Source organism: Paenibacillus sp. G2S3 (genome assembly GCF_030123105.1).
In the GTDB taxonomy this organism is placed as follows: domain Bacteria; phylum Bacillota; class Bacilli; order Paenibacillales; family Paenibacillaceae; genus Paenibacillus_AQ.
In genome coordinates, this window is the sequence record NZ_CP126095.1 from 1,786,428 (window position 1) to 1,800,073 (window position 13,646).

Genomic DNA, 13,646 nt, shown 5'->3' on the forward strand with positions numbered 1-13,646 from the left:
AATGGATGTAGGTGGGACATAATAGGTGTGGAGTCTAATCAGGAGGGAAGACATTGCGTAATAACAATCAGCGGCGTGTATTCAGCGGTCTTCTTATTTTATCTGCAGCTGTAGCCGTGTTGGTCGTTAGGCTGGCGTGGGTTCAACTGTTTATGAAGGAACAGACGGTTCCTGGAACGAAATATACATTGGCTAAAATGGCTGAAATTCAAAGTGAACGGGAGACTGTGCTCGACAGCGGGCGGGGTCGGCTGTATGACCGGAAGAATGAGCCGCTTGCCGGGGAAACCATTTTGACGGCGGCATTTTTTCCACAAGAGGAGAAGGCTAAGAAGTCTGTGACAAAGGTTGTTTACGAAGAAGATAAACCCATGCACCGACTGGCGGCGATTCTGGGTGTCAGCTATGAACAGTTGTTGAAAAAGCGCACTTCGCTTAAAGAACCTTTGCTTTGGCCATCTTTAGTGGGAAAAGGACCTCTCGCGTTGTCCCAGGCACAAGCAGAAGAAGTGAGTGCGCTGGGGATCGACGGAGTAAGCGTACTTCCTTTTGCTCGCAGATATGATGGGAATTCTTCAGGTCGACAATGGCTAGGCTATTTATCGGAAGCCGCCACGCATGCTGGAGTTAAAGCTTCTCCTACGGGTCTTAGAATACCTATGACGGGAACGGATGGTTTAGAAAAGACGTTAGAGCCATTGCTTCAAGGTGTGGGTCATACTGAAGCTTATGTTCAAGTGGATGCGCGTGGAAATCGCCTTCCAGGCAGCCCCATTCAAGTAAAAGCTCCAGGCAATCCTTATTTTCCTTTGTCTTTATATACAACGATCAATAAGGAGCTTCAGGAGGGAATTGAGGAGCTAGTGCTCAAATCCGGAATGAAGGAAGGAGCCATCGTGGTGTTAGACACCGGGACGGGAGATATTGAAGCTATGGTATCTTTACCCTTCTATAACCCAGAGAAGATATCTCCTCAAGGAGGGGAGTGGAATAATCGGGCGCTCCAGGCAGCCGTTCCTGGATCGATCTTCAAAATCGTTACAGCTGCCGCGGCGTTAGAAGCGGGTGTAACCTCTGCTAACGAGCTTTTTTATTGTACAGGACAATATGAGAAATATGGATTGTCTTGTCTGACAGGAAAAGGACACGGTCCCCTTACGCTGGCGCAAGGATTCGCCGTGTCCTGTAATACTGTATTTGCTGCTCTGGCAGAGCGCTTGAGCGGTGTTCAGCTTCAATCAACTGCACTCGCGCTAGGACTCGGAAGAGATATTAGCTGGCAGGCCGAGAAGACGCTTGGATTTCCACTGCTAAAACCACTATCCGGAGAGCAAAAGGGAACCATCTTCACTACCTTACTTCCGGATGACAAGGGAGCCAGAGTACAGACTGCAATTGGACAGCGAGATGTACAAGTCACACCTTTACAAGCAGCTAACCTTATCGTAACGCTACTGCATGGAGGTGAAGTAAGGGCACCAAGGATTCTGCAGCGAGTCACATTTGCGAACGGGCAGATGCTGGAGGAGCTGCCGGGACATCTGTCCCCTTCCTCAGCAGGAAGGATTTCTCAGTCTACAGCCCGCCAGTTACTGTCCATGATGCGCAAAGTTGTGACGGAAGGAACCGGAACGCGTCTACAAAGCACACACTGGCCCGTTGCAGGTAAATCAGGTACCGCACAAACTTTAGTTAAAGGTGTGCCACGCAATAATCAATGGTTTATCGGCTATGGCCCGGTGGATCATCCAAGATATGCTGTATCAGTTGCTGTAGAGAATGTTGCTCCGGACAGTCCGCATCTTGCCATTAAGCTGTTCGGTCAGATATTTGATTTATTATCGTCTTCTACAGAAGCTTGAGGCTCCGGAGGAGTAGCAGTAGCCTTGCCTTTAGATGAAGGGCCATTTGCAGCAAAGGGTGAAACGATAAACTCCTCTTGCGGCAAATAGATCCAGCTCTGCAGATATCCTTGTTGTATTAGTTCTTTGATCAGAATAAGCAGAATCGGCGACAGGATCAGACCGGCCATACCGAAAGCGGATGTGGACAGAATGACGAAGGACAGCATCAGAAAAGCAGACGATACGCCAATCGAATTCCCGGTAATCTTCGGTTCAAGCAGCTGTCTTACAATCAATACAATCGCCAGGAGTACGATTAAACCGATTGCTAATGAGGTATTGCCAACAATGAACAGATAGATAATCCACGGGACTAAGATTGTTGTTACACCAAGAAGTGGCAAGACATCAAATACAGCACAGATAAGCGCCATAGTGATTTCGTTACCGGTCCTTAGTATGAATAAGCCAACCAGTACGATAACAAAGGTAATGCTGATCAGAATAAGCTGGGCTTTTAAATAAGAGCCGATGGCTTTAAAGACGTTGCCCTGCAAAAAGGCATAAGCGGTTTTAAATGTTTTTGGCATTTTGTCATGGGCAATCTTGCGCCAATCTTTAATTTCCATACTAAGGAAAAATGCTAAAATAATGGCGATTCCAAAATTGGCCATGAAGGAGGAAAAGGATCCGAGCACACCGACCATATATTTTAGAAATGTAACCAGCCATTCTGTAAGAACATCCGTGGCATCTTTAAAGTATCCATTTACTTTGTTGGTAATATCCGGCGGCAAGCTTTCAATTTTTTGCTGAAGGTAGGTTGTGGATTCCACGAAATGTTGTTGTACCACATATGTATACTTAGGAAGATTATCCTGAAAGTGAAGCGCTTGGATGGTGACTAATAGCCCAGCGCCAAATAATGTACCTAGAAGAACGATTAGGAACAGAAGCACTGAGATCGCCGAAGCGAATGGTTTAGCAAGCCCCCGTCGGTTTAAGAAACGGGCAAGCGGTTCAATAAGCAAAAATACAAAAAAAGATAGGAATACAGGTGCAGCTAACTGATACAACTTACTGAAGGCGAACATAACCAGATAGACCGTGAGGACAATTAATCCAATGTCGAAGAACGTGCGCCAATATTTTTTGTATAACGGCAGCATAGATATAAACAACTCCCTTTTTAAATAAGTTGATAGGTCAGGCTGAATACATTGTACATGATTTTACTTAAAAAACGTCTATTTCTTTGATACATGTGTTAAAATAGGGGGTAACGTATTTTTTATCTAACTTCACTTGGCCGTATCACAGGTTCTGCTTGCAGACGTAAGGCGAGCCAAAGTCAACTCTGGAAAAGCGAGGAATTCATATGCAGACTTTGCTGCTCTGGTTATTTTATATCTCATCTTTTTATGCTTTTATCCCGGGTATGATTAGCCGCATTTTTGGTTATCGTGTCTTTCGTAAAGGAACTGGGCGTAATGAATTCGCGTTGACCTTTGATGATGGACCTGACCCTCGATTTACACCGTTACTTCTGGATTTATTGAAGAAGTATGATGCAAAAGCAACCTTTTTTGTAGTAGGATCTAACGCTGAACGTTATCCGGAGCTTATTAAACGGATACATGAAGAGGGACATCTTATTGGAATTCATAATTATGTTCACAAGACGAACTGGCTCATGCGGCCCGCAACCGTCCGTCGGCAGATTCAGCGCACGAATGATATTATCTACAACATTATAGGCGAGCGTAGTACGTATTACCGTCCACCTTGGGGGATTGTCAATTTGTTCGATATTTCAAAACGTCGCCAAGTTGAAATTGTTCTCTGGTCGGTAATGTTTGGAGATTGGCGTGAGAAGCTTGGTGCACAGCGGCTCACCGAGAAGATGTTAGCCCGATTGAATCCCGGTGAAGTGATGCTGCTGCATGATAGTGGCACAACGCTTGGTGCTGATCCGGACGCGCCGGAGAATATGTTGGTGGCCCTTGAATTGACGCTGCAGGAGGCCCAAAGAAGGGGACTGCGCAGTATTCGGGTTGACGACATGATCAAGATGGCGGAGAAGTCGCCCATTCGGCGTTTATCCTATGGTAAACGAGTACTGGTAGGACTCTGGTTGGCTTGGGAGCAAGTGTTTCAAGCACTGTTCCAGCTCAAGACAATTAACCCAGCCGATCCATTCATGCATTATCGAATGCGTAAATATCAGGGAGAGCCTGTTGAACTCGGTGATGGAACCTTGCTGAGTAAAGGTGATAAAGTCATTGAGCTGCATATTGATAACAGGCAATTATTCGAATTAGGTATTCATTCTCGTTCTTCTGCCCAACTTGCGATTCGAATGATTCGCAGAATGGAGAAAGGGTTGCCGATGCTGGCAGAAGTTATTGCCAAAGATGTAAACCTCGCGCAAGCCAAAGCACTTTATGGGGTTAGTATGATTAACCGTGGGCCAGAGAAATTCGGCTTTAGTGTACATGATTTGCCAGATGGCATATTCGCACGCTCCACCAAGTTTTACTTAAAGATCCTGTTAAGTGTGATTCATCCAGATGGTGGTGCTCGGCTCAAGGAGCGGAGTGAGGTCCTTGTACCAAAGCTAATCCTGATGCCTGTCTCAGAATTACTTAAGAAGATGAATAAGCAACTGCCTCATGATGAAAGGTCAGTAAGAAAACGCAATCCGCAGCAAGAGGAAGCACTGTCACTTAATGATTCACTTACAGAAGTGGAATTACCAGGAGCAACAGTAACGAATTGATTCATGATATTATTTAGTCATATATAATGAACCGTAATATAGATGCCTCACAAACCAGAAATGGGATTGTGGGGCATCTTTCTTGTGTCCAATAAAAAAGAGCAGTCCGACCATAGATTTTCTAAGGTGGACTGCTCTTGTATGCTAGGAACAACTAGAACTCGGGTTTGCTAATTAAATCTTCAGTACTGCACCGTTACTTGCGTTGGTAACCATTTTGGAATAGCGAGCCAGGTAACCAGTCTTAACTTTAGGCTCAAACTCTTTCCAGCCCGTACGGCGAACCGCCAATACTTCTTCGTCAACCAGCAGTTCAATCTTACGATTGTTGAGGTCAAGTTCAATGATGTCGCCATCTTCAACAAAAGCGATCGGGCCGCCTTCAGCAGCCTCCGGAGAAATGTGACCGATGCTGATTCCACGGGAAGCCCCCGAGAAACGTCCGTCTGTAATCAGACCAACCTTAGCACCCAGACCCATTCCCACGATTTGCGAAGTAGGAGCTAGCATTTCCGGCATTCCCGGTCCACCCTTTGGACCTTCATAACGGATAACGACTACATGGCCTTCTTTAACCTTACCGTTAGCGATACCTTCGAGTGCGGATTCTTGGGAATCAAAGCAGATCGCAGGACCTTTGTGATATCCACCAACAGAAGCATCTACTGCACCTACTTTAATGATGGAACCTTCAGGAGCCAGGTTGCCGTAAAGTACGGCGAGACCGCCTCTTTCGGAGTAAGGGTTATCGATTTTATGAATTACGGAAGTATCTTGGATTTCATGTCCGGTTACGTTCTCGGCTAATGTTTTGCCGGTAACAGTCATACATTCTCCGAATAGAGCACCCGGTTTCTTAAGTAGTTCATTTAATACGGCACTAACGCCGCCCGCGCGGTCCACATCTTCAATGAAAATATCGGAAGCCGGAGCCAGTTTAGCCAGGTAAGGAACACGGTTTGCAACTTCGTTAATGCGTTCAAGCGGATAATCGATACCAGCTTCTTGAGCCAGTGCAAGGGTGTGCAGCACCGTGTTAGTGGAGCCGCCCATTGCCATATCCAGCGCAAAAGCGTTATCGAGGGATTCTTTAGTTACGATATCTCTTGGTTTAAGGTCTAACTTAATCAATTCCATCAGTTGAGTAGCAGATCTGCGTACAAATTCTCTGCGCTCATCAGCTACAGCTAGGATGGTACCATTACCTGGCAATGCCAGTCCAAGTGCCTCTGCCAGGCAGTTCATGGAATTGGCCGTGAACATTCCCGAACAAGATCCGCAGGTAGGACAACCGAATTGTTCTAATTCAAGCAATTCAGCATCGTTGATTTTGCCGACTTGGTGAGCACCTACGCCCTCAAATACCGAGGTAAGGGAGAGCTTTTTACCTTTACTATCTACGCCGGCTTTCATTGGACCGCCGCTTACGAACATGGTTGGGATATTGACACGCAGTGCGCCCATCATCATACCCGGTGTGATTTTATCGCAGTTAGGGATGCAGACCATGCCATCGAACCAATGCGCCGAAACTACAGTTTCCAAGGAGTCAGCGATGATCTCACGGCTTGGCAGTGAATAACGCATGCCGATATGTCCCATTGCGATACCGTCATCAACGCCGATCGTATTAAATTCAAAAGGAACGCCGCCAGCTTCACGAATCGCTTCCTTAACGATCTTACCGAACTCTTGAAGATGCACATGACCTGGAACAATATCAATATAGGAATTGCAGACCGCAATAAACGGCTTTCCGAAATCTTCTTCTTTTACTCCGGCTGCACGAAGGAGACTACGGTGTGGAGCACGGTCAAAGCCTTTTTTAATCATGTCTGAACGCATTTTCTTAGTTGCCATATTGACATTTCCCCCCTAATAAATTGCAATGAAATATAGTGTCGCATTAACGCAATGAACTCCAAAGACCTGCGTATATACGGTTTATAGAATGAACGGGGACGAGCTTCCTAGAGAAGAAGGGCGAAGCCGATTCTATAAAAAATGCCGCTGTTTTGGTATAAACGGTTCCCGCCTATAATGAACGGGGAAGTCATTGTTATTAGTGAGTCTATCACAAAGAGCGCGTTTTTTCTACCGGACAATGTGAAGTTTCTCTTGAGGAGCCCGACCTTAAATAGTATAAAAAAACCTATCCGCTAGGGGATAGGCTACTTATAATGAGCGCCGTAAGGCAACACGCTGCAGGGTGATCATCCAACCAACTGGGGGCTCAACCATAGGATGCATCAGTCGTTTTACACTGGGTTGGGCTAAGAGAATGGTCAGTATGATTGCAGAAAGCACCAATAACATGGCAGCTATAGAATGGTTGATATAGGAGTACAGGCCAGAAATGGCGGTAAAACGAACGATAAATCCGTGAAGTAGAAAAACATACAACGTACGGGAACCCCAGTCAGTCATCCGGCTGAGCGAGTAAGGAATCCACCCCATAAACGCTAGTGCAGCAGTGAATTGCAGGCCGTAAATGGCCAAACGATAAATTCCTGCGTACCATTCTTGAAGCCCAAGCTGCATGTAGGTCATACTTCCGTAAAGCCAGCCTATCGGCAACTCTGATCCCCAAGATGCAAACAACAGGAGTAGAAGGATGGAGACTGCGGCAGCGGTAATTTTAATCCATTTTTGAAAAAAGCGAGAAAAGGACTGGAACGAAAAATGATAACCTAATACGAAGAATGGCAGGTATACAAAAGTGCGGCTAATGCTGAACCATACGCCATCAAGCTGTAGGTATCCAACGGCAATTCCAGCGGCGACAGCAAAAATGAATTGAGTGGCAGGCACCCATCTACACATCCCGATCATAAGTATACGCCAGAAGGCATGACTTGCCAGGAACCATAAGAGCAAATAGGGGGCGAAAAAGGAATGATGGATACCCTGTACCTGATATATGGTGGCGTCCAGCACAGAGTAGAGGCTCTGAAAAATAATGTACTGCAATCCGATTTGCATGATAATGCGACGGCCTTGCGTCCCTGTAAGATGTTTATTGGCAAAATAGCCCGTAACGAGCACGAAGAGCGGCATATGAAAGCTAAAGATCCACATATATAAGCTATGCAAATTGCTCATTGTGCCTATCAATGGTTCTATGGCGTTTCCAACGATTACAGTGACAATTAGAACAAAACGTAAATTTAGAAAAAAAGTCTGCCCAGGCGTGTCTACCGAGTTTTCCCCTACCATGACTTCCCTCCAAAGATGCTTGATACTTTAATTTTAAAATACAAGATTTTCTTCAATTGAATTGTGAATTAACTCACTATTGAAAACGTTATCATGAGTACCAAATGTGGCGATGTGTTGAAGGTTGTTAGAATAGAGGGTTTCTACTATAATTTTTATATGCACTAACATCAGGGAGTTGAGCTTGTTGAAGAAAAGAATAACTAAAAGCCGCATCGCTATATCTGTATTAATCATTCTTGTTGTAGCTGGTCTGTTTATATGGAAATATTTAACTCCGTATGCACCAGCTGAAGAAGCCGAAACTGCACTGATTTCAAGTGGTGAAGTTACAGTTGAACAGAATGAAAACTGGATCTTGTTCGAACCCTCTATTACTAAGGGGGCCTCGATCATATTTTACCCTGGGGCTCTGGTGAAACCAGAAGCTTACTCCCCACTTGCTAAGAGCATAGCTGCTGCCGGGCATCCTTTCTACATCGCCAAAATGCCGCTTAATTTAGCAGTAATAAAGGGCGATGCCGCAGATGAGATTATTCGTGTGCATCCAAAGCAATCTTTTGTTCTAGGTGGACATTCGCTTGGGGGTGTCATGGCGTCACGTTATGCGATTGAACATGCGGACCAACTGGAGGGTGTGTTTTTCTTGGCCTCTTATCCAGATGAAAAAGGTAGTCTACGAGAGACTACTTTGTCAGTATTGTCGGTAGTGGGTACTGAAGATCAAGTTATTGACAGAGACAGCTATAATAAAGGACGTTCCTATCTGCCAGACAATACCGTTTATAGTTCAATCGTCGGTGGAAATCACGCTCAGTTTGGAAGCTATGGACCACAAAAAGGAGATGGGGAAGCAACCATTTCCGAAGAAGAACAACAAAATGACACTGTGCGTGCCATGCTGGATTGGCTAGGGAATCTCAGGTAGTTTTGGTCTTTCCAATAAAAGGGAGGGTGATTTATGGCATTATTACAGATTAACGATGATCGCATTCCCTGTTCAGGAATCTTGTTCGACAAAGATGGCACGTTATTGGATCTATTAGCCACATGGGGGAATTGGGCCGAGCTTGTACTGCGTGGATTAGAAAATCAACTTGCGGTAATGGGAACCGATTTTATCGTGGATCGGAGTAAAGTGCTTGGTACCCAGCATGATGCTACAGGTAAGTTGATTGGTTATGATCCTGCAGGGCCGCTCACCATGGCTACAGAAGAAGAAAGTTATGGTGTGCTTGCATGGCAGCTGTATGCTGCGGGTGTCCCTTGGAATGAAGCGTTGACCCGTGTAAAGAGTATAGCTAAGGACGCGATGTATGAATTACGTAAACGTCGCACGGCACAGCCTCTAGAAGGACTACTTCCTTTTCTGGAACAGTGCGCGGCTGCATCACTCAAGTTAGGCGTGGTTACCTCAGATGGTGCAAAGACCACTCAGGAGCATCTGGATTGGCTTGGTATTGCTCATTATTTTGATTCGGTAGTTACAAGAGACAGAGTAGTAAACGGAAAACCTGCACCTGAAATGGCTGAATTAGCCTGCCGGGAGCTGGGGCTTTCTCCTGAAGTGACGATTATTATTGGTGACAGTAATGCAGATATGCAATTGGGTAAAGGGGCAGGCTTACGCCTCGCCGTTGGAATCTCCAACATGGGTGATGGGAATCACTTGATTGACGCAGATATGATTATCTCTAGCTTTGATGAGCTACGGATCACCTACTGATCAGCATACTAATGGAAAGGATGTGCTATAACAAATGGATCAATTGCAGACACTTGCTTCTTGGATTAAAGACTGTGACAATATCGTTTTTTTCGGAGGGGCAGGTACATCAACAGAGAGTGGGATCCCGGATTTCCGCTCGGCAGCAGGATTATACCAGACGCAGCACAATTCACCTTATCCGCCTGAAGTGATGCTGAGCCGAACTTTTTTTATGTCCTCACCGGACATTTTTTTTGATTTTTACCGCAGTAAAATGATTCACCCCGACGCTCGTCCGAATGGCGCACATCAGCTGCTTGCAGAATTGGAACGGCGGGGCAAGCTTAAGGCTGTTATTACGCAAAATATTGATGGCTTACACCAGCTGGCGGGCAGCCAAAAGGTACTTGAACTACATGGTTCAATTCATCGTAACTATTGCATGGACTGCTCACGTTATTACGGGCTGGAGCAGCTCCTAGGTACCACGGAGATCGTCCCTCGCTGCCCCGAATGTGGTGGCATTATTAAGCCCGATGTTGTGCTATATGAAGAAGAATTGGACCACTCGGTGCTGGTGAGCTCTGTCGAAGCGATAGCAGCTGCAGATATGCTTATGATTGGTGGAACCTCTCTTACGGTCCAGCCTGCGGCTAGTCTGGTTACTTATTTCCGGGGCAAACGTACGGTGCTGCTGAATGGCGACCCGACACCTTTTGATGATCAAGCTGATCTTCTGATTACAGATCGGATTGGGAAAGTACTCGGCAGTGTAAAGGATCTGCTGGGTTAGACGAGATATTCTCATGGCTTATCCGTTTCCAGATTATTATTGCGCTCAGTAGTTTAAAGATAAGGTAATACAGAAGCAGCGCGTAATGAGAGGCAGGGATAAGCAATGGTATATGTAGCAAGTGATAAACGGTATGAAGACATGCGTTATAACCGTTGTGGGAACTCAGGTCTTAAGCTTCCGGCAATCTCATTAGGACTATGGCAGAATTTTGGTGGAATTGATACTTACGAGAATGGCAGAGAAATGATCACTCGTGCTTTTGATTTTGGAATTACCCATTTTGATCTAGCTAATAACTATGGTCCACCCGCAGGTTCAGCAGAAGAACTGTTTGGTAAAGTGCTTGCTAGTGATATGGCTCCATATCGGGATGAAATAGTGATTTCGACAAAAGCAGGGTATAGCATGTGGCCCGGCCCTTATGGCGAATGGGGTTCGCGTAAATATATGCTGGCCAGTCTAGATCAGAGTCTGAAGCGGCTTGGCCTAGATTATGTTGATATATATTATTCTCATCGGCCGGACCAAGAAACACCACTCGAAGAAACCATGCAGGCGCTGGACTATGCTGTGCGTTCCGGCAAAGCTCTGTATATAGGATTATCTAACTATACCGCGAAGCAAACGCTTGAAGCGGTTAGAATCTTGAAAAGCTTAGGTACGCCACTCTTAATTCATCAGCCGAGTTATTCGATGCTTGATCGTTGGATTGAGGGCGGTTTACAGGATGTACTGGAACAGAGCGGAGTTGGCAGTATTGCTTTTACACCTCTGGCTCAAGGGCTGTTAACCAATAAGTACTTAAATGGGATTCCAGAGGGATCAAGAGCGGTCAAACCGTCCGCTGCGTTAAATGAAGGCCGGATTACACCGGATGTGAAGCGCAAGATCCACGCGCTAAATCAGCTTGCCGTTTCAAGAGGACAGAGTTTGGCGCAGCTTGCACTAGCTTGGACACTACGTGACGGCAAGATTACTTCAGCTCTAATAGGGGCGAGCAGGGTTAGTCAGATTGAAGAGAATATTGCTGCTCTTCAGCATTTGGATTTCTCACAGACAGATTTGGATCGCATTGAGACTATTCTTCAAACGGAGAATGGAACTTGATGAAGACGTGGGTGAAGGGATGAGATTCATCAATGGATTTGCATCAGGATGAGAACAAGGTGAAAGAGTGGACCGAAGCCAACTCGCAATCTTTAGGGTTAAATAAGTCAAATATTGAGGCTAAGTATATTTGGAATCCTGGAGGGTTTGTAAACCAATCTTATCGCATAACGGATGGTCAAACTATTCGTCATCTAAAACTCTCGCAAGAACAAAAAGCAGCAGGACTTAAACAGTGGGTTAAGCTGAGTGAACATCTGAGTAATAATTACAGGGCACCACGGTTAATTAGGGAAGTTACACAAGAAATAACATCAGGTTATTCCTATGGTTTAGTATTTGATTTTATTAAAGGTAAACCATTAAGCGCCATCTCCGATCCACTGCCAGTGATTGAAAAGGTTCTGAAGTCCCTTCATCAATTACATACGGATAAAGAGATTGGGATGATAGTTGCAAGTGAAGATAAGAACTACAACTATGCCGCCGCATTTACTGACGAATACATCACTCGATTTGAAGAAGATTTGCAAATCATTAGAGCGGATAAGCATTTGCTGGACTTTGTAACGGCGGACACTTTGGATTGGTTCGATACTGAAGTGGAAGCACTAAAATTAATGGTTAGTCAGCACCCTTCCTTTCAAAGGAAGGCAACCGATATCGTACACAATGACATAAATTGGCAGAATGTCTTAGTCGATGATAATAATGATTTTTGGATGATTGATTGGGATGACTTAACGGTATTTGGAGACGCTGCAATGGATTATTCCGTACTTCTTTGGCCGCTCTATAAATCAAAGGATTGGACTTATTGCAGAGATCTAGTTATTGATTTAGCAGGCCGTGCAATATTGGAACGAATTGAGTTTTATTTTAGAGCGAAGCTCCTAGATGATGTGATTGATGTTCTCGCTGATTATGTTGATGCGGAGCATGTGCCAGAACTGAAGGAAATGACTCAGAAAAGGGCAAAAGAGATGCATCTTCGTGCTTACCCCGAATATTTAAGGCTATATGCAAGATAACCCCAGCTAACTGAAAGGTCAGCTTAACAAAGGGATCCACATATTAGACTTGTCTAATATGTGGATCCCTTTTGTGTACCCATCTCTTACTGATCTGTCTTCTTTGCATGTCTAGTCGTTGTGAGGCGATAAGCGGTGGGTGACTGAGCACAAAAACGTTTGAATTGGCGCGAGAAATACAAGGCGTCAGTAAGTCCGACGGATGCAGCTACTTGTTCAACTGACAGCTCCGGTCGTTCACGCAGCAGCTGTCTAGACTTCTCAATGCGAAGCTTCAGTAAGTAGGTTACCGGAGACAAACCGGTCTCTTGCTTAAATACACGGGATAGATAGGCCCGGTTATAGCCAAGGGTATCACACATTTGTTCAATGGATACCGGATGCGCGTATTGGGAGGCCATGTAGTGGATCATTTGCTTCACGGTACGCTTAACCTGCGATTCAGCCCCTGGAAGACGAGAGAAGGAAGAGAGCAAATCAGCGGCTTCGCCTACAATGAGATAAAGATATCCTAGAGAGGTTAGGTGGGCACTCTCTTTGTTTGCTTTGAAGGCTTGCATGATACTGGAAAGAGCACCTGGGATGACACTATCACCCGTTGTAGTCACCACAGGTTTTTGAGGTGTGAAACCGGTCTGCAGCACAAGGTCATCAGCTTCACTCCCAGTAAAAGCTGCCCAGCGATAGCACCAGGGCTGATCTTTATCCGAAATATAACTGACCAGCTGTCCTGGATGAATTAGGAAGCAGTCACCTTTTTCCAGTGCATATTGATGATGTTCAGTACGGAAAACACCTGAGCCAGACTCTATAAAGTGAAGTAAATAATAATCATAGATCTTAGGACCTGCTTGATGCAAAGGAATCGTCTGACTCTGACCAGCAAACAGTACATGGAGATTTTGTTTATCGTAATACACGGGATTAGATCCTACGGAATAAGTATGCTCCATTTGAGACAGCCTTTCTTGTGTTATTGTCATTTTATGGCTTATAGTTTAGGGTGTAGCAATTATTTGTGTAATTATTATATTATGGGAAGTCACATTTATCCATACATTACACACATGATTGCATTATCAGAGGATTACTGATTCTATTATAATGAATACATAAAGAACGCTTTACTAATTCCCACTGGCTGAAGCAGCGAAAGGATGGAGTG

At 45.1% G+C, this 13,646-nt stretch carries 11 protein-coding genes; 7 read left to right on the plus strand and 4 right to left on the minus strand.

Going from position 1 to position 13,646, the window contains the following annotated elements:
- Positions 1–53 precede the first annotated feature (53 nt).
- Positions 54–1,862 (plus strand): peptidoglycan D,D-transpeptidase FtsI family protein, encoded by a 1,809-nt coding sequence (locus QNH28_RS07820; RefSeq protein WP_283910874.1) that lies wholly within the window; start codon positions 54–56, stop codon positions 1,860–1,862.
- Here QNH28_RS07820 and QNH28_RS07825 read toward each other — a convergent pair.
- Positions 1,823–3,013, minus strand: coding sequence for an AI-2E family transporter (locus tag QNH28_RS07825; protein ID WP_283910875.1), 1,191 nt, complete (start codon positions 3,011–3,013; stop codon positions 1,823–1,825). The genes QNH28_RS07820 and QNH28_RS07825 overlap by 40 nt on opposite strands.
- 209 nt (positions 3,014–3,222) lie before the next feature.
- Between QNH28_RS07825 and QNH28_RS07830 the strand changes: the two genes are divergently transcribed.
- Positions 3,223–4,623 (plus strand): polysaccharide deacetylase family protein, encoded by a 1,401-nt coding sequence (locus QNH28_RS07830; protein WP_283910876.1) that lies wholly within the window; start codon positions 3,223–3,225, stop codon positions 4,621–4,623.
- Between the two features lie 174 nt (positions 4,624–4,797).
- Here the strand turns inward: QNH28_RS07830 and ilvD are convergent, their stop codons facing one another.
- Positions 4,798–6,483, minus strand: coding sequence for a dihydroxy-acid dehydratase (gene ilvD, locus QNH28_RS07835; protein ID WP_283910877.1), 1,686 nt, complete (start codon positions 6,481–6,483; stop codon positions 4,798–4,800).
- 315 nt (positions 6,484–6,798) lie between these two features.
- Positions 6,799–7,839: an acyltransferase family protein gene (locus QNH28_RS07840; RefSeq protein WP_283910878.1), complete on the minus strand. Its 1,041-nt coding sequence runs from the start codon at positions 7,837–7,839 to the stop codon at positions 6,799–6,801.
- Between the two features lie 187 nt (positions 7,840–8,026).
- On the opposite strand from QNH28_RS07840, the gene QNH28_RS07845 reads away from it, so the two are divergent.
- The 5 genes from QNH28_RS07845 to QNH28_RS07865 all read left to right on the plus strand — a co-directional run bounded on the left by QNH28_RS07845 (position 8,027) and on the right by QNH28_RS07865 (position 12,481).
- Positions 8,027–8,767, plus strand: a complete 741-nt coding sequence (locus QNH28_RS07845) for an alpha/beta hydrolase (RefSeq protein WP_283910879.1) — start codon at positions 8,027–8,029, stop codon at positions 8,765–8,767.
- Between the two features lie 33 nt (positions 8,768–8,800).
- Positions 8,801–9,565, plus strand: coding sequence for an HAD family hydrolase (locus QNH28_RS07850; protein ID WP_283910880.1), 765 nt, complete (start codon positions 8,801–8,803; stop codon positions 9,563–9,565).
- Positions 9,566–9,599: 34 nt separating this feature from the next.
- Positions 9,600–10,340 carry an NAD-dependent protein deacylase gene (locus tag QNH28_RS07855; RefSeq protein WP_283910881.1) on the plus strand — a complete coding sequence of 247 codons (741 nt, stop codon included), beginning with the start codon at positions 9,600–9,602 and terminating at the stop codon, positions 10,338–10,340.
- A 105-nt stretch (positions 10,341–10,445) separates the two neighbouring features.
- Positions 10,446–11,450, plus strand: coding sequence for an L-glyceraldehyde 3-phosphate reductase (gene mgrA, locus QNH28_RS07860; protein WP_283910882.1), 1,005 nt, complete (start codon positions 10,446–10,448; stop codon positions 11,448–11,450).
- A 32-nt stretch (positions 11,451–11,482) separates the two neighbouring features.
- Positions 11,483–12,481, plus strand: a complete 999-nt coding sequence (locus QNH28_RS07865; RefSeq protein WP_283910883.1) for an aminoglycoside phosphotransferase family protein — start codon at positions 11,483–11,485, stop codon at positions 12,479–12,481.
- A gap of 86 nt (positions 12,482–12,567) precedes the next feature.
- Here QNH28_RS07865 and QNH28_RS07870 read toward each other — a convergent pair whose 3' ends face one another.
- Entirely contained in the window at positions 12,568–13,464 is an 897-nt protein-coding gene (locus QNH28_RS07870; RefSeq protein WP_283910884.1) for an AraC family transcriptional regulator, read from the minus strand.
- Positions 13,465–13,646: the final 182 nt, after the last annotated feature.

Excerpts from the sequence above, each read along its gene's own strand:
- QNH28_RS07825 (WP_283910875.1), bottom strand. The coding sequence starts at position 3,013 with ATGCTGCCGTTATACAAAAAATATTGGCGCACGTTCTTCGACATTGGA.
- QNH28_RS07830 (WP_283910876.1), top strand. The coding sequence starts at position 3,223 with ATGCAGACTTTGCTGCTCTGGTTATTTTATATCTCATCTTTTTATGCT.
- ilvD (WP_283910877.1), bottom strand. The coding sequence starts at position 6,483 with ATGGCAACTAAGAAAATGCGTTCAGACATGATTAAAAAAGGCTTTGAC.
- QNH28_RS07840 (WP_283910878.1), bottom strand. The coding sequence starts at position 7,839 with ATGGTAGGGGAAAACTCGGTAGACACGCCTGGGCAGACTTTTTTTCTA.
- QNH28_RS07850 (WP_283910880.1), top strand. The coding sequence starts at position 8,801 with ATGGCATTATTACAGATTAACGATGATCGCATTCCCTGTTCAGGAATC.
- QNH28_RS07855 (WP_283910881.1), top strand. The coding sequence starts at position 9,600 with ATGGATCAATTGCAGACACTTGCTTCTTGGATTAAAGACTGTGACAAT.
- mgrA (WP_283910882.1), top strand. The coding sequence starts at position 10,446 with ATGGTATATGTAGCAAGTGATAAACGGTATGAAGACATGCGTTATAAC.
- QNH28_RS07865 (WP_283910883.1), top strand. The coding sequence starts at position 11,483 with ATGGATTTGCATCAGGATGAGAACAAGGTGAAAGAGTGGACCGAAGCC.
- QNH28_RS07870 (WP_283910884.1), bottom strand. The coding sequence starts at position 13,464 with ATGACAATAACACAAGAAAGGCTGTCTCAAATGGAGCATACTTATTCC.